Here is a 21,241-nt window from a genome sequence, read left to right on the forward strand (position 1 = left end):
ATCCGTGTAGCTGTGTTCTCTCGGTACGGTGCGCGCGGATCTTCCTGACATGTCTGGAGACGATTGTGTCCTTCCGTAATAGCATCTTTTTTTTCCTTGTAGCGTTTTTTGGGACCTCCGCAGTGCGCGCCCAGGTAGACACTGGAGCTATTGTCGGGACGGTTGTTGATAGCCAGCAGCAGAGAATTGCAGGCGCCTCCATCCGGCTCATCCAGGAGTCGACGAATATCGAGCGGACAACGAAGTCGGATCAGGATGGCAACTTCAGCCTTTCGCCCGTTGCGATAGGAACCTACTCCATCTCTATAGAACAGAATGGCTTCGACCGCTACGTACGCACGAAGGTTGTGATCAGTGCACAGACCACGGTTCAGGTGGATGCGATCCTGCGCGTGGGCTCCCTCAGTGAGTCGGTGGAGGTTGCTGCGGATGCGCCTCTGCTTGAGACCCAGACCTCGTCGCTGCAGCAGGTTGTCAATGGAAGAAGCATCACTGATCTTCCTCTGAATGGGCGTAACGTTACGTTTCTTGCGCAGACGGCCCCTGGAGTGACGTTTGCCCAGGCTGACTCGCGGGGGCTCTCTGCCAGCGGGTCTTTCAGTGCGAACGGCGCGCGACGCGGGCAGAACAATTATCTTCTCGATGGCATCGACAACAACGCGGCCATCGCGGACTACGTAAATCAGACGCAGTACGTCATTATGCCGCCGCCGGATGCGTTACAAGAGTTTGTGGTGCAGACGAATAACTACTCGGCGGAGTTCGGCCATTCTGCGGGGGCTGTACTTAACGTCTCTACCAAGTCAGGTGGAGATGCCTTTCACGGAGCCGCCTGGGAGTTCGTCAGAAATGAGGTGCTGGATGCGCGGAACTACTTCGCGACTGCAGCCAGAAAGCCGGCTTATCGACAGAACCAGTTTGGATTCGATGTCAGTGGTCCAGTTGCGATCCCCAAGGTTTATAACGGACGCGGCAAGACGTTTTTCTTCTTCGACTACCAGGGAACCCGTATCGCCCAGGCAAACAGCAAGGTCGTTACTGTTCCGACAGCGGCAGAGAGGGGCTCTGGGTACACGAACTTTGGCGATCTGATCGAGCAGCAAAGCGGCACACGAACCGATGCGCTGGGTCGTATTTTTCCGGTAGGAACGATTTTCGATCCGGCGACCAGCAGGGCTGTGACTTCGGGGAGAGCGGATCCGACGACCGGGTTGATTGCTGCTTCGACAGGATTTGTGCGGGATCCGTTTTACCGCGGACCGATTGCAGGGCAGCGGAGCTTCACCAGCGATGCTCAGAAAGCTCTCCTTAACCAACTGCCTGCCAATCGCCTTAATGCTTCCGCCATTGGTCTGCTGAACCTCTTTCCTTCACCGACAGGGTCGGGGATCGTGAACAACTTCAGCTCGTTTCCTTCCGCAACGAACAACAGCGATGGTTTCGATGTTCGGATCGATCAACATTTCAGCGAGCGTGATTCTGCATTTGCCCGCTACAGCTATCTAAACACTGACCAGCTTAACCCCGGGCCATTTCCAGGAATTGCAGACGGCCAGTCGAGTCGTCCAGGCAATGGGGCTACACAGGCGCAGAATATTGCGGTGAGCGAGACCCATATCTTCAGCCCGCGGTTGGTTAACGAAGCACGGTTCGGATATAGTCGGGTCGCAGATATTCGACGTCAACCCTTCGCGAATGAGAGCGGTATTCCCGATCAGTACGGGATTGGAGGGATCCCACAGTTTCCGGGCAATGGTGGTCTCCCTCTTCTCTCATTCGGAAGCCTGGCTAACCTGGGACAGTCAGGTTCACTGCCCAGCAACAAGGCGAGCAAAGTCGTTCAGCTGTCGGATAACCTGACGATCTCCCGCAACCGGCATGTTTTTCGTAGCGGTGTGCTGTATCAAAACATCTCGTACCCGACCTCAACTCCATCCTCATCACGCGGCTCTTTCGGCTTCAGCGGAATTTATACCTCCGTGGTTAACCAGACAGATGGATCGACGGATCGGGCACAGTTTCTTCTCAATCCGACTGCAAGCTCTGTCCCTGGGGGCATCAGCAACGTCGGCGGAGCCAACAGCGTTAGTGCATCCAACTTCCCGTTGATCAGCAATCTGCAGCGCTGGTACGTCGGGTTTTATTCTCAGGATGACTGGCGCGTCAGTCCGAAGCTTACCGTCAACCTTGGGTTGCGCTGGGAGTATTACGGTGTTCCGAATGAGCGCGATGGAAGGCAGGCGAACTTTATTCCTGGCCCTGTCGACCCAAGAGTAGGGGCGAGGTTCCTTATTCCGGCATCGCAAGCAGCCGATGTTCCTGTAGCGTTCCAGGCACTGCTCGCGAAGGATAATATCGCCTTTATTCCGACCAGCGAGAGTGCGCTGGGGAGCGCTCAGAAACAGAACTTCGCTCCTCGCTTCGGATTTGCTTATCAGCCGACTTCACGCGTCGTTATCCATGGTGGATTCGGACTTTTCTATGGAGGCTACGAGAACTACGGGCTCAGCGCCAGTCCGCCCGCGAACTTCCCGTTCAACATCGCGACCAGCTACTCGGCTGCGAACTCTGTAACGCCGCTGGCCCCGGATAATTCAATCGGGTCGATCAACAATGGGCTCATCAATGTTCCCCTGAGCGCACAAAACGCTAACCTGACGAACATCAGTCTGCTGGGGCGACAGTTCGAATGGAAGAGCGGTTACAGTGAAGCCTACAACCTGCAGGTTCAGTATCAGTTGAGTTCCAAGGCAGTGCTGAAGATCGCTTACGCCGGATCTGTATCGCGACACCTCCAGGTCCCTGTCAGTACGAATACGTTGAATCAGGTACTGCCTGCGACTGCGAATGCGCAGACGAACAGCTTTTTCCCGGACTTCGCCCGGGGTGGTGCCTTCCTTACCCCGTCTGCGTCGACAAACTACAACGGTCTCCAGTTGGATCTGACGCGGCGATGGGGGAACGACCTCACACTCGACGTAAATTACACACGCTCGAAGTGCCTCGGCAATGCTCGCGACCAGCTCGATAACACCATCGGTGGTTATCGTGCGCCCTATGTTCCGGGCGCTGGGATAGGGTTTGACTACGCGCTTTGCGATACGGATGTCCGCAACATCTTCCATACCAGCGGGGTGTTCGAACTGCCCTTTGGGAATAATCACAAATACCTAAATCAGGGGGTCACCTCCGCGGTTGTGGGAGGGTGGTCGCTGCAGTGGATTGCCGCCGTCCAGGAGGGCCAGCCGTTTACCGTTGCGTGCAGTGCGACGACCGCAGCGGGGCTTGGTTGCAATGCTATGAAGGTGCCGGGGCAGGATCCCTACGCCGGACCTCACAATGCGACGCACTTCCTGAACGCCGATGCGTTTGCCAATCCTGCGTCTTCTGCGACCGGTCTGGCCCTTCTAGGTGGATCTCCTACCCAGGTCACAGGGCCGGCTTACCGAAGACTGGATCTCTCCCTTTTTCGTAAGATTTCTCTTGTCGATCAGGTTCGTCTGGAACTGCGCGCGGAGGCCTTCAACATTACGAACACACCCAACTTTTCGGCTCCGGGTAATTTGAACTTCACGTCACCGTCAACGTTTGCTTCGATCACGAGTACGCGTGACAACGCAAGACAGCTCCAGTTCGCTGGAAAAATTTACTGGTAGGAGTTTTGGAATGTCAGAAAACACACAGAGCCGGCGGTCCTTCTTCAAAGGAAGCATGGCGGCAGCAGTCACAGCCGCCGTGGCGACTACGGCAGAGAGCCAGGGGAAGGCAGCCCCGTCCGCTCCAGCAAAGAGGCCGAACATCATCCTTTATCTCGCGGATCAGTTTCGTGCAGACTTCGTCGGCGCTAACGGACGGAACGGTTCCACTCACACTCCGAATATCGATGCCATGGCAGCCCGGGGAAAGAATTTCACGCATGCGGTGACCAATCAACCTGTCTGCGCTCCTGCGCGCTCGGTGCTGATGACAAGTCGCTACGCCACGGAGACGGGGGTGTGGCACAACGGTCTTGAGCTGGACAAATCTCTGCCGACGCTGGCGGGTGAGTTGCGCAGGTCGGGATATACCGCAAACCTGATCGGCAAGTGGCACCTGGCCCTCGAAAATCCGAAACAGGGAGGCAATCCCGGGCCGGTAAAGGCAGAAGATCGCGGGGGATTTCTTGATCTGTGGGAGGGTGCAAACGCACTCGAGCACACAAGCCACCCCTATGAAGGGACTATCTGGGATCGGGATAACAAGCCGATCACCTACAAGGACGAGTATCGAGTCGACTTTCTTACGGATCGTGCCGAGCGATTCCTACGGCAGAAGCAGGAGAAGCCTTTCTTCCTATTTATCTCGCAGCTCGAACCGCATCAGCAGAACGACATGCAGCGCCCTGTGGCTCCAAAAGGCGCAGCAGCTCGCTTCGTCAATTCGACCGCTCCAGAGGACCTGCGAGCTTTGCCTGGGACGTGGCAGGATCAGCTTCCGGATTACTACGGTTGCATTGAAGCCATCGATAGTTCCGTGGGCCGCATCCGCCGCATCCTCGAGGAAGAAGATCTGGCAGACGATACAATCTTCGTCTTCTTCAGCGATCACGGCTGCCATTTCATGACGCGCAATCAGGAGTACAAACGGAGCACCCACAATAGCTCCATCCGTGTGCCGCTGATCATCGATGGCCCCGGGTTTGAGGGGACACAGCAGATACCAGAACTCGTGGGTCTAATCGATCTAGCCCCGACGCTTATGGACGCTGCAGGCATCGCTGTTCCTGCAAGCTGGAAGGGCCGCAGTTTCTTTCCCCTGGTCAATGATTTCAAGGCGAGGCAGAACTGGACGAATCAGCAGCTGATTCAGATCAGTGAGTCTATGACGGGCAGGGCCATTCGCACGAAGGACTGGACCTACTGCGTTGCCGATCTGTCGGGCGATACCAAGCAGCCTGCGGCGAAGGTGTACCAGGAGTACCAGTTCTACGATCAACGTGCCGACCCGCACGAACTCGTCAATCTTGCCGGTCGCAAGGAGTACCGCGCAAAGGCAGATGAGTTGAGAGAGCAGTTGAAGAAGCTGCTCGCTGCGGCTGGAGAGCCCGAGCCACAGATTCTGCCTGCGAAGCTTTACCCGTAACCGGGGCATCAACGAAGAAAGAGCCTCGCGAGGAGACCTCCGAGGCTCTTTTCCGTTGAGGTGAGTGTCAGACTATTTCCGATACTCGTAGGGCTTGGTGTCGACCGACTGGTTATAGCGGATGTTGGTATAGGTGGCGGTCCGATAGTCGCCTGCAGGCGTAAAAAACTGCTGCTTCAGGGAGATGTCACGATCGACGTCAACCCAGATAACGATGTGGCTGAACATATTCCGAACGTCGGCGTCTTTGGCTACCAGGTCGAGCTTGACCGTCTGAACTGTCGTGCTGCCATCGGTGATCGGCTCTGTTCCAAGATCGGTGATCGTCCAGGCCTTCGCGAGCTCGGAACCGCTGCCTCCAAAGCCGAGTGTGAGGAAGCTCTCATAGCGTGCCTTGTTCTGGCCCGCCGCCAAGACCTTCAGTTCCTTCGTCCCTGGATCGAACATGGCCAGCTTGCCGTCTTTATAGGAAAGAAACTTCGCGGAGGGAGGGAGGATTTTGGCTCCCATCTCAAGTTTGTTGCCATTCTTTTTGAAATAAATCTTTCCGTTCTGGGTGGTCGTCTCCTTGACGACAAGCTCATAGAAGTCCCACCGGAAGTCAGCTTCAGCCGATTTAAATCGCGCGCTGGCCGCGTCCATCTGCCGGATCGCCTGATCGAGCTCGCCTGGCTTGACCTGGGCCGAGAGTGTCAGGGGAGCGGTGAGAAGAAAAGCAGCAGTAACAAGTCGGCGCAGAATCATGCGTATATATTCTCCGTGGAGTTAGATGCGTACGACAGGATGGCGGTTCCCGGGACGGAAAGCCGCATACGCTGGATAGTCTCTACTGCCGGGTCACCCAGGCATCGTAGGCGATAAGGTGGCCCTGAGCATCGCGTACAGGCTCGTAGCGCTCGAGCGTGACCTCGCCGGCTATGGGCTCGATAACCCTCAGAATGGCGGATCGAATGGCAGCGTCACTCTGGTCTCCGTCGACGAACTGGTGGATATCATCGGCACGGATCTGGTAGAGGAACCGGCTTGCATCTCCGATGTTACCCGCCTCCTTGACGAGAACCTCAGAGGAATTCAGCGCAACGGTCTCCACGGGGCGATCTTTGAAGTCGATGAAGCGAGGACCGAGAAAGAGAAACAGAAGGATGAGCGTAACCATGACATCGTAGTGGAAGCTTCCACGGTCATAGGTCCACCAGAAGTACGATCGCAGCAATTTGATCATCTTCTAAACACACTCCCCGTTGAGAGTGCCGTACGGCGTTTCACCGAGCTCAGGCACCAACCCCATCTCCGGGGTCTCGCCCCACATAAGTTTAGGACGAAAGCCCACTAGATGCGCTCCTGTTTCGTGATAACGGTCTGTCCGTTCATATAGGGAATGAGCACCTCGGGTATGCGCACAGAGCCATCATCCTGCTGATAATTCTCAAGAATTGCGAGATAGGTGCGTCCAACGGCAAGCCCGGAGCCATTGAGCGTGTGCACAAACTCCGACTTTTTGGCACCCGCAGGACGAAAACGGATGTTCGCCCGGCGCGCCTGGAAGTCAGTGAAATTAGAGCAGGAGCTGATCTCACGATAGAGGTCCTGTCCGGGCAGCCAGACCTCGAGATCGTAGGTCTTCGAGGAGGCGAATCCCATGTCGCCGGTGCAGAGCAGCATGCGCCGATAGGGAAGTTCGAGATGCTCAAGCACGGTCTCCGCATGTCTGGTCAGGGATTCATGCTCCTGCTGCGACTTGTCGGGAGTCGTGAACTTGACCAGCTCCACCTTCTGGAACTGGTGCTGACGGATCATGCCGCGGACATCTTTGCCGTACGATCCCGCTTCACTGCGGAAGCATGGAGTGTAGGCGCAGAACGAGATGGAGAGCTGGGATTCGTCGATGGTCTCGTCTCGCAGCAGGTTGGTGACGGGCACCTCGGCGGTGGGAATCAGCCAGTGGTCTCCCTCCTGCAGATCGTTCGGCACATAGGGTCCCTTGTCGTCGCAGTGAAATAGGTCTTCGGCGAACTTCGGCAACTGACCGGTCCCGAACAGAGAACGCGAGTTCACCATGTAGGGTGGTAGAACCTCGGTGTAGCCGTGCTCGCGGGTATGAAGGTCGAGCATGAAGTTGGCCAGCGCACGCTCCAGCCGGGCGCCTGCGCCATAGTGCACTACGAAGCGTGATCCAGAGATCTTTGCGGCACGATTGAAGTCCAGGATATTGAGAGCCTCACCGATCTCCCAGTGCGGCCGGGCGGTGAAGTTGAATGAAGGTTTGGTACCCCAGACCTTCTCTTCGCGATTGCCGCGCTCATCGGCCCCTACAGGCACATCGTCCTGGGGGAGATTCGGGATGCTCTGCAGAATCGCCTGCAGCCGCTGGTCTGCCTCGCCCGCACGCGATTCCAGGGCCTCAACATCTGCCTTGAGGGAACGTGTCTCCTCGGTCTGAGCGGTGGCGTCGGCGCCTGACTTCCGGAGCCGCGCGATCTCTTCGGTCAGCTTATTGCGCTTTGCCTTGAGGGTCTCGACCTGCGTAATCGCATCGCGGCGTTCACGGTCGATAGCGGCAAAGTCTCCGAGAGCGGCGGCTGGGTCCATGCCCCGCGCACGCAGTTTTTCCTCTACAGCGGGTAAGTTCGCCCGGACGAATGCAAGATCAATCATTTGAAGATAATTTTAGCGGTTTTTCAGAGTGCGAGTTCAGAGGGAGGACGAGACGGTACGAAACTCGCTGAGAGTTCTTTGTCGATCACCTTCCGCCAAGCCGGCTTATCACTGCCAATTGATGTGCCGGGTAGCCGAAATAGGGGAGCCAAAAACAAGGAGCGACATGGAGGCAGGAACAGGCCTACCGGTGCGGGCGGGTGAAATGCTACAGCGGCCGCAGGTAGCGAGAAGTGCAATACCGTCACTCGACCAAAAGAATTTGAGGAGAGCAGTGAATCGCCTATGTCTGATGTTTCGCTGTGATTCCATGGTGGGATTCGTGGAAGCAATAGCCGCGACGTCATCAAAATGTAAGGCTTCGTCGTATACGAAAGCGGTTACTCTAAAACAATGCGTGCCTTTGCATCCGCTCTTCTGATCCTTGCTCTCCTTGTACCTGGTTCCATGCCAATGCGTGCCGATGCTTATCATGCGACACCGAAGCTGGTTGTCGTTCTGGTCATTGATCAGTTTCGTGGAGACTACCTGGACCGCTACCGTGGCGACTTCAAGACCCCGAACGGCTTCAACTTGTTTTTGAAAAAAGGTGTTCACTTCACAGACTGCTACTACGACTACGCCAATCTTGTGACGGCGGCCGGGCACTCCACCATTGGAACGGGAAGCTATACAGATGGGCATAGGATTCCCGTCAACGAGTGGTGGCAGCGCGGTAGCGATGGAAAGCTGGAGCGGGTCTCCTCAGTAAGTGATGACCGCTACAAGCTGGTTGGAATGCCGGATGGAGAAGCGGTGTCTCCTGGGGCGTCGCCGCACAGGGAAGCGGCATCTACGCTGGGCGATGAGCTGGAACTGGCGACGCAGGGACGGGCGAAGGTCTTCGGTCTGTCCTTCAAGGACCGGGCGGCGATTTTGACCTCCGGGCACGCAACTAAGGGCGCTTTCTGGACCGATCACGACTCGGGCGCGTTTGTCACCTCGACCTACTGGATGCCGGAGCTTCCGGCATGGGCAAAATCCTTCAACGCCAGCGACGAACGCGCGAAGGCAAGAAAGGCAGCCGGGGTTCCCACTGGAAACTTCTACGAAGAGGTCGGCCAGAAGCCTGCCGCCGTGCAGTACATGATGGATTTCGCCAAAGAGCTGGTGAAGAACGAAAATCTGGGCAAAAACAACGTCACGGACATGCTGACGATGTCCATCAGCAATACAGATATCCTTGGCCACAAAGTCGGGCCGGATTCTCCAAGACAGCGAGAGATGATCGATGCGGTCGATGGTTCGCTGAATGACTTTTTTACCTTTCTCGACAAGCAGGTGGGCCTGCAAAATGTTGTCGTGGCCCTCACGGGTGATCACGGAGTAGCGCCCACTATGCAGGCCGCGAACGACGCGCAGATGCCTTCGTCGGCGATCAAGAGCGGACCTCTTCTCAAAGCCCTCGAGGCAGGTATCGAGAAGAAGTGGCCGGCAAAGAAGGGGACCCAGTATGTGCTGGAGGGGGAAGAGTATCCATACATCCAGTTGAACCAGGACGCATTTGAAGCCGTGCATGTGACCGAGATGGATGCTGAGACGGCGGCAGCCGAGATATTGCAGGACCTACTAGCTGAAGGTAATTCGTTCGCTGTGAAACGCTCGAGCCCCGCAATCCCCACGACACGAGTAGCCGATCCGCTGAGCCTTGGGAGTGTCTACCCGGTCGCAAAGATGAGGTCAGGGCAGATTCCGAATACAGAGCTTGGACGGAGGATCCTGCACAGCTACTCGCCCTATGTGGGGTGGGCTATCTTTGTGAACTTCAGCGCCTTCGAGTTTCCAGGCGGCGAGAAGGGAGCGACTCACTACTCGTCGTTCGCTTATGACCGCCATGTTCCTCTGGATTTCTATGGAGCAATGTTTGTTCCGGGAACCTATCATGATCGTGTAGCGCCGGTAGATATTGCAGCGACGTTCGCATCGATTCTTCGGGTGAATCAACCTTCAAGCATTGAGGGCTACGTTCTTACTCAGGTGATGAAGGCTGATACGGGAAACGGCGCTGCGTCACGTAATCGAACCCATGAGACGGTGCAGAAAGGTAGTCAGCGGTGAGCACACACGGTCCTGAGATGTCGGTGGAGGTAGCTGGGGTGCAGCTCCGTTCGCCAGTCATTGCGGCCAGTGGAACCTTTGGATACGGCGTCGAATTCGAAGATATCGTCTCCCTCGATCGGATCGGCGCATTTGTCACTAAAGGCCTGTCCAGGGAGCCGATGGCAGGCAATCCGACGCCCCGGATCATCGAAACTCCGGCAGGCATGATGAATGCGATCGGTCTCCAGAATATGGGGGTCCGTGCCTTTGTGGAGGAGAAGCTTCCGAAGCTCCGGCAGATCAATGGCGCTCTCGTGATCGCGAACATCTTTGGCTTTACAGTCGAGGACTGCCTCGAGGTCATTCGGGTACTGAATGACGCCGAGGGCATCGCGATGTACGAGTTGAATGCGAGTTGCCCGAATACGAGCCACGGAGGCATGGTCTTTGGGACTGATCCGGAGTTGCTGAAGGAGTTGGTCTCCCGAACCAAAGAAGTGGCAAAGCGACCTTTGATGGTCAAGCTGTCGCCCAATGTGACCAGCATCGGGCAGATGGCGAAGGTCGCCGAAGAAGCTGGAGCCGACGCGGTGTCGCTGGTGAACACCTTCCTCTCGATGGCCATCGATGTAGAGACGCGCCGGCCCAGGATTGCGAACGTGACCGCCGGACTCTCCGGCCCGGCGATCAAACCGATCGCTGTACGGATGGTTTACGAGGCTTTCAAGGCAGTGAAGATCCCGGTGGTAGGGATGGGCGGCATTCTCCGTGCAGAGGATGCGATCGAGTTCATGATGGCCGGGGCGACAGCGGTCCAGGTAGGAACGGCAAGCTATGCCGATCCGCGGGCTGTGGAAAACATCGCAAATGGCATGAGGAAGTGGTGCAGCTCCCGTCAGGTGGAGCGGGTCAGGGGACTGACCGGAACCGTGGCTTTGCAGTAACCACTATCCAGGGTTTTGATGGTTATCGGCGTTTCCGTGACGCCGCGAATTCTCCGGCGAATGACTCGGCAGCGAGACCGCAGAATCCCGACATAGAATAGAGGGTGATGACTTCCCATAGTGCACCCTCTACCGTTTCGGTCGATCTTCGTCCTGTTCGCCGTGCTCTTTTGTCGGTTACCGATAAGACTGGTCTTGTCGAGTTTGCCCAGGCTCTGGCCGGGCATGGAGTTGAGTTGGTTTCGACCGGAGGCACGGCGAAGGCTCTACGCGATGCGGGTCTTACGGTGAAAGATATCAGTGACTTGACGGGCTTCCCCGAGATGCTGGATGGACGGGTCAAGACGCTGCACCCCAAAGTGCACGGAGGGATTCTGCACATGCGGGGAAACCCGGAGCATGTTGCTGCGGTGGAATCGCATGGGATTGAGCCCATCGACATGGTTGTGGTCAACCTGTATGCCTTTGAGAAGACAGCGCAAAAACCAGGTGTGGCCTTCGCAGATGTGATCGAGAATATCGACATAGGCGGTCCGTCGATGGTGCGGTCCGCAGCGAAGAACTTCGAAGATGTGGCGATTGTTACGTCCACGGAGGACTACGGTGCTCTGGCCGAGGAGCTCAAGACGAACGATGGTGCTTTGACGCGGGCGACGCGATGGGAGCTGGCGAAGAAGGCTTTTGCTGTTACCGCGGCGTATGACGCCGGGATTGCAACTGCTCTCGAGGCTATTGAGTCGCCCTCCGGGCCGGCAATCTTCTCAAATGAGCTTCCGCAGACGCTACGGATCATCGATCCGCTTGCCCAAACGCTGCGTTATGGAGAGAATCCTCATCAGAAAGCAGCGCTTTACGCTGACGGAAGCGGAAAGGGAATTGCCGCCACCCAGCAGTTGCAGGGTAAAGAGCTTAGCTACAACAACCTGGTCGATCTGGATGCCTGCTGGGGGCTGGTCCGGGAGTTTGACAGCTCGGCAGAAGCTGCCGTCGCGATTATCAAACATACGAATCCGTGTGGTGCCTCGACGGGAGCGACCGTGCTTGAGGCATATAAGCGCGCGCTCGAGGGCGACCCGGTATCTGCCTTTGGAGGCGTCATCGGCGTCAACCGTGAGGTGGATGGGGCTGCCGCGGAGGAGATTGCAAAGCTATTTATCGAGGCCATCGTGGCGCCTGGTTTTACCAAGGAGGCGCTGGACAGGTTTGCAGCTAAGAAGAACCTGAGGTTGGTGAAGATCACGTCTGCCGAGACCACACGGGTTGTCAAGCAGGTATCAGGCGGCTTCCTGGTGCAGGATGCGGATCGTCTGCGGGTGACGGAGGCGGAACTGAAGGCTGTCACGGACCGCAAGCCCACGGCAGAGGAGATGCGGGCGCTGCTGTTCTCGTGGCGAGTCTGTAAGCATGTGAAATCGAACGCGATTGTGTATGCCCGTTACTCTGAGGGGCATGGCCAGACGGTGGGTATCGGGGCGGGACAGATGAGCCGTGTCGATGCTGCCCGGTTCGGAGCGATGAAAGCGGTGTTGCCGTTGAAGGGAACTGTGGCCGCGTCGGATGCGTTCTTCCCATTTCCCGACGGTCTGGAGACGATTGCGGAGGCTGGAGCGACGGCTGTGATTCAGCCCGGAGGCTCAGTCAAGGACGCAGACGTGATCGCCGCAGCGAACCGGCTGGGGATCGCCATGGTGTTTACCGGATTTCGCCATTTCCGTCATGGATGAGGGAAAGGCGCATATAATCACGCCCAAGCCCTGACTGCGGCCCCTGAACTGGCCAGTTGCAGCCAATCTTTGACTGCCGCCGTCTAAATGAAGTGACCTACGTCTGGCGTATGCAATCTGTTTTGATCGATGTTGTTTCATCTCGGCGGCACAGGAATTTATTGATGACAAAGCCATTTTCACGTGCCTCCACCGCCAGATTTCTGGCTGCGGCAGCTATTTTTTCCATCGTCCCGTTTGCCTCTGCACAGTCGGCAGCTTCGCAAGCAGCTCCGGCCCAGAAGCCCGACCGGGCCTCGGCGTACTACCACTATGGCCTTGCCCATATGTACGAGGACATGGCGGTGAGCGCAGGTCGACCGGACTATGCCACGCAGGCGGTGGAAGAGTACAAGCTGGCGATGGATGCGGATCCGGAATCGTCTACGCTGCAGGACGGGCTGGCAGAACTGTACTTCAAGCTGGGCCGGATTCGCGAGGCAGTGACCTCTGCACAGGCGCAGGTCAAGAAGGACCCGCAGGACGTGGCGGCCCATGAGCTACTTGGGAAGATCTACCTGCGTTCCTTGGGGGATATGCAGAGTCAGCAGTCAGGCCAGATGCTTAAGCTGGCGATTGACGAGTACGAGAAGCTCGCAGTACTGAAGCCGAAGGAAGTAGAGACCAAGCTGCTGCTGGGACAGCTATATGGCCTGAACCACGATTCGGCGAAGGCAGAGGCGGAGTTCAAGGCGGCGCAGGCGATCGATTCGGATTCAGAGGAAGTGGTTCTGAATCTTTACAGGCTCTACACGGAGCAGGGTGATTACTCACGCGCCGTCGATGTGTTGAAGTCCATCCCGCAGGACGATCGGACCGCGAGAATCGACTTTGCACTGGGTGCAACCTACGATCAGCTCAAGAAGCCAAAAGAGGCCATAGCCGCGTACCGCAAGGCGCTCGATGACGATCCCGATAATGTTGATACCGAGCGTGGGCTGGCAACAGCGCTGCTTCGTGACGGGCAGTTGGACGAGGCGTTGAAGATTCTGAACAGCGTTGTGACCTCAGAACCGCAGGACGCGCAATCAATGATCAAGATCGCTGACATTCAGCGGCAGCAGGGTCATTATGATGACGCGCTTGCGACGCTGGAGAAGGCGAAGCCTCTGGCGCAGGACAATCTGGAACTTAACTACAACGAAGCCCTGGTCTACGACACGCTTGGCAGATACGACGACGCGATCCGCACCTTGAAGGCACTGGTGGATTCGACCTCCCATACGGACGGCGTTTATACCGACCAGGAGAAACAGAACCGAGCCATCTTCCTGGACCGGTTGGGAATCATCTACCGGGAACAGAATAAGACTGCTGAAGCAGTCGCGGTGTACAAGCAGATGGTGGCGCTGGGCGGAGACATTGCGAAGAACGGGTATCAGGGAGAAGTAGATGCCTATCGCGACGCACACCAATGGAAGGAAGCCACTGCGAGCGCTGCGGAGGCGGCGAAGGCACTACCAAAGGATCAATCGGTCCAGTTGATGTATGCCGGTCAACTGGCAGACACAGGCAAGGCCGAGGAGGGCATCGCTCTTGCGAAGTCTCTGACCTCAGCGGCGGGTGATCATAAGGATGACCGGGAGGCACATCTCGCATTAGCCAATATGTACATCCGGCTTAAGCGGTGGCCCGATGCGAACAAGGAACTGGCTGCGGGCGAAGCGGTATCGAACACACCTGCAGAAAAGCTGTACGTTTACTTTCTGCGCGGAATTATGGCAGACCGGCAAAAGCAGTATGACGCTGCAGAGGCTCAATTCCGCAAGGCGCTGGCCATCGACTCGCAGAATGCGACCATCCTGAATTATCTGGGCTACATGCTTGCTGACCGTGGCGTACGGCTGAGCGAAGCACTGACGATGATTCGTAAAGCAGTCGAACTGGATCCGCAGAATTACGCGTATCTCGACTCATTGGGTTGGGCGTACTACAAGACCGGTCAATATGCTCTCGCGGAAGAGAATATCCGTAAGGCCAATGAGCGTAACAGTGGTGACCCCACCATTCACGATCATCTTGCGGAGATCTACGAAAAGACGGGCAAGCTAAAGCTTGCGGTCGAACAATGGGAGCGATCGCTGAATGAGTATGGCCGCTCGCTGCCGGCGGACGCCGATCCTGAGGATGTAGCGAAGGTACAGCATAAGCTGGATAACGCAAGGGTCAAGCTGTCGAAGCTGAATACACATCCGTAAAGCGGCACAGAACAAATGTGGAAGTACGAGGGCTCATCCGGGGGATGAGCCCTCAGTGCATGCAGAGGAGATTCGCGGCATTCCGGTACACTCATACTGGATATGGCGAAGGATCTAGAGTACTGCGCGGTGCAGGGAGATGAAGCCGATCCCCTGCTGCAGCGTGTTTATCCTGCTCCCGTAAGATCAGGCAGAACGGCCTTTCAGCGGGATCGCGAGCGCGTTGTACAGTCTCGTGCATTTCGGCGGCTGGCGGGAAAGACCCAGGTCTTCACAAGCAGGGCTTCTGATCACTTCCGCAGCAGATTGACACATACGATCGAGGTTGCCGAGATCGCCCGCGCCGCTGCCTCGGAGTTGGGTCTGAATGAGAATCTCACTGAGACCCTGGCGCTTGTCCATGACATTGGACATCCGCCGTTCGGACATGCGGGCGAGCGCGCACTGGATCGATGCCTCAAACGGCATGGGAGAAGCTTCGATCATAACCTGCATGCACTGCGCATCGTGGAGCACTTCGAGCAACGCTATGCCGCTCACCGGGGGCTGAACCTGACCCTTGGCGCGCGCGAGGGCATCATCAAACATTCGCGCGATTATGATCCCAAAGAGCACATTGAACTGGCGGACTATTTCCTGGATCTACGGCCGCCTCTTGAAGCGCAGTTGATTGATCTTGCAGATGAGATTGCCTATCTGACGGCGGACCTGGATGACGGTGTGGAGTCGGGTCTGCTGGAGATAGGTCATATCTGCGACAACGTGACGATCGTTGGACGCTGCTACCGCTCGATCGCGGAGCGTCATCCGGTCGTGGAGGAGAAGTATCTCTTTCATGAAGCGTTGCAGCTGATGCAGAACATCCTGACGGACGATCTGATCGCCAATACCTTGAAGAACGTGCATGCAATCGAAGCGAAGTCGCTGAGGGATATTCGGTTGCATCCACGACGGCTGGCATTATTCTCTGCAGAGATTGAGTCGCAGCGGCTGGAGGAGAAGCGCTACCTTTACGACACGCTCTATACGTGTCAGTCGCTGGAGCGTGAACACGACAAAGCAGAAGAGGTGGTTACGGCGCTGTTCGACTTCTGGATCGCCTATCCGGAGGAGCTGCCGCCGGGACACTTCCAGGACATCGAGGCAGAGGGGCTGGCGCGTGTAGTTGCCGACTACATCGCAGGAATGACTGACAGCTTCATCCTGGAGCAGTATGCACAGGTGAAGCGTACCGTTCGTCGCTGAGCGTTTGAGTCGGCGTGATTGCGTGGGCCAGAGTAGAATTCGTGCACCATGCACTTTTCGGCGGCAAACATAACAGCGCTGATCATCGCAGCGAGCTTCGCTGGCGGCTTGAATATCTATGCGACGGTTTTGACGCTGGGGGTGCTTGCACGAACTCACTGGGTCGCGCTTCCACCGGGCCTGCATGGCTTGGGCGAGACCTGGGTGATCGTTGCGTGTGCCATTCTGTTCGCTGTCGAAGTCTTTGCCGATAAAATTCCAGGCTTCGATTTAGTTTGGAACGGCGTGCAGACCCTTGTCAGGGTTCCTGTAGCCGGGCTGGTTGCGTATCACGCCAGTTCTCAGTTGCCGCCGCAGATGCAGCTGCTGGCGACCGCCATTGGAGCTGGAATTGCGTTGGCGGCACATAGCTCAAAGACGCTGGTGCGAACGGCGGTCACGCCGAGTCCGGAGCCTATATCGAACATTGCGTTGAGCTCCACAGAAGATGTGCTGGCGGTAGGAATCACCTGGTTTGCCACTCATCATCCGATGATCGCAGCATCTATGGCGGTATGTCTGTTGATTGCGGCGGCTCTTGCCGCACGGGCCTTGATCAGACTCATACGAAGGCCACTGAAAAAGATGTTTCCTGGCAGTGACAGAGCCATGATTGAGGCGGAGCGAGGACGGGAAATATAAATCCTCTAGCGGCGGCGCGCGGGGGCGGGTAGCTTGAGGAGAAACAGCTTGGCCGGATCGAGATACTCACCCTGCCAGCGCACGCTGAGATGCAAATGAGGGCCGTTTGCACGTCCGGTTTTTCCGCTGAGAGCAATGAGCTGGCCACGAGTGACTCTCTCACCTTCTTTAACTTCGAACTTCGACAGATGCATGTAAATAGTCGTCAAGCCAAGACCGTGGTCGATGACGATGCAATTGCCTTCGAAGTAGAGGGGCCGGGCGAGGACTACGCGACCAGAGTTGGTCGACCGAACGGGAGTTCTCATTTTGGCCCGATAGTCGAGTCCTCTATGAACGCTCGCGAGGGTGCCATTGAAGACTCTGCGGGTGCCGAAGGAATCGGTGCTGGGAGCGCTTTTCAGCGGAGATAAAAACCTTCCACTGAAGAGCGGAACGGAAGAGGAATCGGCGAAGACTTTACGTTTGAGTTCCTGGTCCGCTGCAATGATCTTCTGAGATGCGGCGTCGGGCTCTACGAATTTCTGGGGTACGGAGAGAGGAATCTCCTTGTAGGACGCAGGTGAGATCTCGACGATCCGATGCAGAGACTGCGTCTGAGTCGCGTTGGCTACAGCGATCTCAAGAGGATAAGCTCCGGGTTTGGCAGCAACATCGACTCCACCTATGGCGTACCATGTCTCGGGATCGTGCGCTGCGCGGAAGAACTCCAGCGGGTGGCCCTGCCAGGTGCCGGTGACAGCTGTGGAGCCAGGTGATCTGACGGTGAACATGCAAGGAGAACCACTCTCGAGCGTCTGTGGATCCCACGACACCGAAGCTGTCTGCTGTGCCCAGACCGGAGTAAGCAGGAGAACCAGGAGGAGGATGCCGAAGAGATATCTCGGGATATGGAGTGAGGCTGCTCCGATCCAGTGGGTGCGCGCGTGTGAGCCATGGATTTTTTTCCATTGCGGCGCTATCAACGGTAAGCGGGCCTTGAGAGGATGCCTGCACATATTCTTATCAGGCCCCGTTGATTTGTTGAAGCCAGCGCTCGAGGAACGCGATGAGCTCCAGTGGAGGACGGATCCACGCCTGAGCCGCGGTTTCTCTGTATTCATTCCGGACGAGCACGGATAAGCCTCGATGTGCAAGGCGCCGGAAACCATCTTCGTCAGTAAGGTCGTCGCCCAGAAAGGCCACGGGAGTATCCGACTGCAGGCCTTCGAGGATGGTTGCGATGGCGTCGCCCTTGTCAGGTCGCGTGACGCGCAGCTCCAGGCCACCTTCAAACTGAAGCAGCTTCAATCCTTCCTGCTGTAACAGCGAAGACCATCCTTCAAGGGTCTGTGAGCGAATGGATTCGATCTGGTGGTCAGGCAGACCGCGCCAATGAACGGCGACTCCTCCCGGCTTGACCTCAGTCATCGAGTGCATGCCATGTGAATGCAGGAACTGTTCCGCTTGAGTGAGGGCGGCTGAGAGTTGGGGAGCGATATCTACCTTCTGGCGTGTGCCGTCTGCGAGCAGATGATCAAGACCATGTGCTCCCCAGATCTCAATGCCTGTGAGGGGGCTGAGAAGATTCTGAACTTCGTGAATAGGACGGCCAGTGATGACAATCAGGCTGGTCCTCCCATTGCTTTGGATCGCCTGCAGGAGCGGAAGTATGCCCGGGTAAGGATATGCCTGATCGCGCTCGATCTGAAATGGAGCGAGAGTCCCATCGTAGTCCAGGAGCAGGACAGATGAAGGCGCGGCTGCTACTTTTCCCAGGAAGGCGGAGATGATCTCCGTAGCTTCACCTTGTTGCATTTGCGAACTCCTATGAGGCGGCGCTACCGTTTGAGGCGAAGCTCACAGAGCTCACCGATGAGAGAGCCTGCCCACCAGTAGATGTTGTGTTCCTTGACGGTGCGACGCATTCTGCGCATTCGATCGATGATTTCGCTGACATCCATCTCGAGGACGCGGGCGATGGCTTCTCCCGTTGCTTGGATGTCGTAGGGATTGACGATGATTGCGTCATGGAGCTCACGTGCGGCTCCTGTGAAGCGGCTCAGGATGAGAGCTCCACGCTCATCGGTTCGCGATGCCACGTACTCTTTTGCGACGAGATTCATGCCATCATGCAGGGACGTTACGAGACAGACGTGAGCTGCGCGATAGTAGCGCCGCACTTCCTGGTGGGAGTGCTGCCGATTAAGGAAGACGATGGGCCGCCATTTCCCCCGCTTGAAGCGATCATTGATACGGTTCGCTTCGAACTCTACTTCACGTTGAAATTCAGCGTATCGCGGGATATTACTGCGGGTTGGAGCCCCAATCTGAATGAACGTAAACTTTCCCTGATAACGTGGATGCCGCTCCAGAAAGGATTCAACAGCCTGAAAGCGCTCTACGATCCCTTTTGTGTAATCGACGCGGTCGACTCCCACACCGAGGAAAGTAGCTTCGATTCCAAGCTCCGAGATGATCGCGCTACGTTCCTCTTCGGCGCTGTGGACTGCCGTCGTATCCGATGCGTCTTCGGTCAAATCAACACTGATGGGGAAGGGAAGTACCGACGACAAGTGATCGTTGCGCTTGACGGAGAAGTGTTCCCAGTCGACCCGGGCTTCGAGAACCCGGTCCACGGTGCTGAGGAAGTTATTGCAGTGGGCCTGTACGTGGAAACCGATCAGGTCAGCGCCGAGCAGGCCGTCCAGGATCTCGCGCTGCCAGGGGCAGATGCTGAAGGATTCAGGGTTGGGCCACGGGATATGCCAGAAGATGGCGACTCTGGCGCTGGGCACCCTGTCCTTGATAAGTCTTGGGAGGAGCGCGAAGTGGTAGTCCTGAATGAGAACGACGGGATTTTTCTCGCCAGCCATCTCTTCTACCAACGCATCGGCGAAGCGCTCATTGACCTTGTTATAGAAATCCCAGTCAGAGGCGCGGAAGGTCGGCCGGGTGTGTGCCATGTGGCAGAGGGGCCATAGACCCTCATTGGCAAACCCGTAGTAGTAGCCTTCCTCTTCGGCGGCGCTGAGCCAGACACGCCGAAGCGTATATTTTGGATCGTCGGGTGGAACCTGCAGGCGGTCGTTGCTGTCGACAGTCTCCGCATCCGCACTTCCGCTACCCTGGGCGACCCAGGTTCCATTGCAGGCACAAAGAATGGGCTCAATGGCAGTAACCAGCCCGCTTGCGGGAACGGTCACCGTTATCGAGTTTCCCTGCCAGTTGTGGATGTAGGGCTCGCGATTGGAGACGACGAAGAGGCTGCTGCCATCCAGCTTATTGCGGACATGCTCGGCGAGGCGCTGGGAGGTCCAGATTGATTCGTTGGTATTGCGAAGGCGAGCTTCCTTTTCGGCTGCCTCACGAGCACGCTGCATCCCTTCTGCCAGAGGTGCAATCTCCCGCGTCAAAGGAAGCAAGAAATCGAGATCCGCGGATGGAGGCATCTGCTTGCCTGTCCGCAACGTCTTCATCCACTGCGCAGCGCGAGCAATGGGACCAACGAGAGTCCATCGCAGGATAAGCAGTGTAATGAAGACGATGACGAGTACCTGACCGGCAATGCGAACGAAGACGCGACCCCAGACGCCGAAGATCTGAGAGCGGATATAGCTGGTCTCGTAGACAAGGACAATTCCGCCAATGACATTTCTGTCGGCAGAGTGCAAAGGAGCGGCAAGCAGATAGACCCGGTGAAAGTGCAGCCGAGTCCAGCGTGTCTCCGGACGATCTTTCGCGAGGGCCGTGGAGAGCGCCGGTGGCGTCCCGCCTACCAGAGGGCCGAGCTCACGTGTCATGACCAGAGAGGAGCCAGTCGTGTCGTAGATCCCAATGCCTAGAAGATGATCACGATTGCTGAACCGTCGAACGAGCTGTTCCAGCCGGACGTTGTCGCCGTTTGAAAGATAAAGCTCAGCGTTGCTAGCAAGGCTTTCTCCAAAGGCCTCTGCCTTGTACTGGAGGTCGCGTCGCAAGGCTTCCTTCTCCTCCTGAACGTCAGACCACGACGAAGCAAGAGACACAAGGGTGACCCCGAGGATCAACGCGATTATCAGACGTAAACTCAAAATACGCATAGGCTTATAGGTGCAAACGTGTGAAAGCGCCGCAAGAGACTAGTTTAAATGCTGAAGGCCGTGATGTCTCCCATTCTGAGGACACGAATAAGAGGATCGCCTTCCGGGCGAGACTTACGGTTGGGCTGAAGAGCGGTCGGAATGACCGAGATCGCGCCCGGGCGAGATACGATCGCGAACGAGTTGCTTGAGCTCTTTCATCTCGGGAAATCGTTGCTGGGCAGCGCGGGACCAGACGATATCGTCGCCAATTCGAACCTCGAAGATACCTCCCGTGCCGGGCTGAAGCGCTACCTCTCCCACTTCATCCTGAAACGTAGTCAGTAGTTCCTGGGCCGTCCATGCAGCGCGCAGAAGCCACCGGCATTGAGTGCAATACTCGATCTCTATCCTTGGCAGACTCTGGCTCATCTCCTTCAAGTCTATATGGAACGTCTGCTGGAGGAGTGGGGGATGGCTTGCATGACTGTGGATCTGATGATCCCAGTACTGGA

15 protein-coding genes are annotated in these 21,241 nt (G+C 56.8%); 8 read left to right on the top strand and 7 right to left on the bottom strand.

The window, feature by feature from the left end:
* Positions 1 to 65 precede the first annotated feature (65 nt).
* Positions 66 to 3,656, top strand: a complete 3,591-nt coding sequence (locus tag JAO29_RS03510) for a TonB-dependent receptor (protein WP_334266792.1) — start codon at positions 66 to 68, stop codon at positions 3,654 to 3,656.
* A 10-nt stretch (positions 3,657 to 3,666) separates the two neighbouring features.
* Positions 3,667 to 5,121, top strand: coding sequence for a sulfatase-like hydrolase/transferase (locus tag JAO29_RS03515; RefSeq protein WP_334266793.1), 1,455 nt, complete (start codon positions 3,667 to 3,669; stop codon positions 5,119 to 5,121).
* A gap of 72 nt (positions 5,122 to 5,193) precedes the next feature.
* Here JAO29_RS03515 and JAO29_RS03520 read toward each other — a convergent pair whose 3' ends face one another.
* The 3 genes from JAO29_RS03520 to serS all read right to left on the bottom strand — a co-directional run bounded on the left by JAO29_RS03520 (position 5,194) and on the right by serS (position 7,776).
* Positions 5,194 to 5,865 (bottom strand): LolA family protein, encoded by a 672-nt coding sequence (locus JAO29_RS03520; RefSeq protein ID WP_334266794.1) that lies wholly within the window; start codon positions 5,863 to 5,865, stop codon positions 5,194 to 5,196.
* Between the two features lie 82 nt (positions 5,866 to 5,947).
* On the bottom strand, positions 5,948 to 6,343 hold the full coding sequence (locus JAO29_RS03525; protein WP_334266795.1) for a hypothetical protein: 396 nt from the start codon (positions 6,341 to 6,343) through the stop codon (positions 5,948 to 5,950).
* Between the two features lie 107 nt (positions 6,344 to 6,450).
* A complete protein-coding gene (gene serS / locus JAO29_RS03530; RefSeq protein WP_334266796.1) occupies positions 6,451 to 7,776 on the bottom strand; it encodes a serine--tRNA ligase in 1,326 nt (441 codons plus the stop codon).
* A 393-nt stretch (positions 7,777 to 8,169) separates the two neighbouring features.
* Here serS and JAO29_RS03535 point away from each other — a divergent pair, with 393 nt between their 5' ends.
* The 6 genes from JAO29_RS03535 to JAO29_RS03560 all read left to right on the top strand — a co-directional run bounded on the left by JAO29_RS03535 (position 8,170) and on the right by JAO29_RS03560 (position 16,686).
* Complete coding sequence (locus tag JAO29_RS03535; RefSeq protein WP_334266797.1) at positions 8,170 to 9,873, top strand: alkaline phosphatase family protein; 1,704 nt, start codon at positions 8,170 to 8,172, stop codon at positions 9,871 to 9,873.
* Positions 9,874 to 9,890: 17 nt separating this feature from the next.
* Entirely contained in the window at positions 9,891 to 10,799 is a 909-nt protein-coding gene (locus JAO29_RS03540; RefSeq protein WP_334266939.1) for a dihydroorotate dehydrogenase, read from the top strand.
* Between the two features lie 107 nt (positions 10,800 to 10,906).
* Positions 10,907 to 12,523 (top strand): bifunctional phosphoribosylaminoimidazolecarboxamide formyltransferase/IMP cyclohydrolase, encoded by a 1,617-nt coding sequence (purH, locus tag JAO29_RS03545; RefSeq protein WP_334266798.1) that lies wholly within the window; start codon positions 10,907 to 10,909, stop codon positions 12,521 to 12,523.
* A gap of 164 nt (positions 12,524 to 12,687) precedes the next feature.
* Positions 12,688 to 14,760, top strand: a complete 2,073-nt coding sequence (locus JAO29_RS03550) for a tetratricopeptide repeat protein (RefSeq protein WP_334266799.1) — start codon at positions 12,688 to 12,690, stop codon at positions 14,758 to 14,760.
* A gap of 102 nt (positions 14,761 to 14,862) precedes the next feature.
* Positions 14,863 to 16,005 (top strand): dGTP triphosphohydrolase, encoded by a 1,143-nt coding sequence (gene dgt, locus JAO29_RS03555; RefSeq protein ID WP_334266800.1) that lies wholly within the window; start codon positions 14,863 to 14,865, stop codon positions 16,003 to 16,005.
* 48 nt (positions 16,006 to 16,053) lie between these two features.
* Positions 16,054 to 16,686, top strand: a complete 633-nt coding sequence (locus JAO29_RS03560) for a DUF4126 domain-containing protein (RefSeq protein ID WP_334266801.1) — start codon at positions 16,054 to 16,056, stop codon at positions 16,684 to 16,686.
* A 5-nt stretch (positions 16,687 to 16,691) separates the two neighbouring features.
* Here JAO29_RS03560 and JAO29_RS03565 read toward each other — a convergent pair whose 3' ends face one another.
* The 4 genes from JAO29_RS03565 to JAO29_RS23390 form a co-directional block, all read right to left on the bottom strand.
* The gene (locus JAO29_RS03565; protein ID WP_334266802.1) at positions 16,692 to 17,684 is read right to left on the bottom strand and encodes a M23 family metallopeptidase; all 993 of its coding nucleotides are present in this window, start codon (positions 17,682 to 17,684) and stop codon (positions 16,692 to 16,694) included.
* A 7-nt stretch (positions 17,685 to 17,691) separates the two neighbouring features.
* Positions 17,692 to 18,483: a trehalose-phosphatase gene (otsB, locus tag JAO29_RS03570; RefSeq protein WP_334266803.1), complete on the bottom strand. Its 792-nt coding sequence runs from the start codon at positions 18,481 to 18,483 to the stop codon at positions 17,692 to 17,694.
* A gap of 23 nt (positions 18,484 to 18,506) precedes the next feature.
* The gene (locus JAO29_RS03575) at positions 18,507 to 20,645 is read right to left on the bottom strand and encodes a trehalose-6-phosphate synthase (RefSeq protein WP_334266804.1); all 2,139 of its coding nucleotides are present in this window, start codon (positions 20,643 to 20,645) and stop codon (positions 18,507 to 18,509) included.
* A 216-nt stretch (positions 20,646 to 20,861) separates the two neighbouring features.
* Positions 20,862 to 21,158 (bottom strand): SelT/SelW/SelH family protein, encoded by a 297-nt coding sequence (locus JAO29_RS23390; RefSeq protein ID WP_442886300.1) that lies wholly within the window; start codon positions 21,156 to 21,158, stop codon positions 20,862 to 20,864.
* Between the last annotated feature and the right edge of the window lie 83 nt (positions 21,159 to 21,241).

The organism is Edaphobacter sp. HDX4 (genome assembly GCF_036877565.1).
In the GTDB taxonomy this organism is placed as follows: Bacteria; Acidobacteriota; Terriglobia; order Terriglobales; family Acidobacteriaceae; genus Edaphobacter.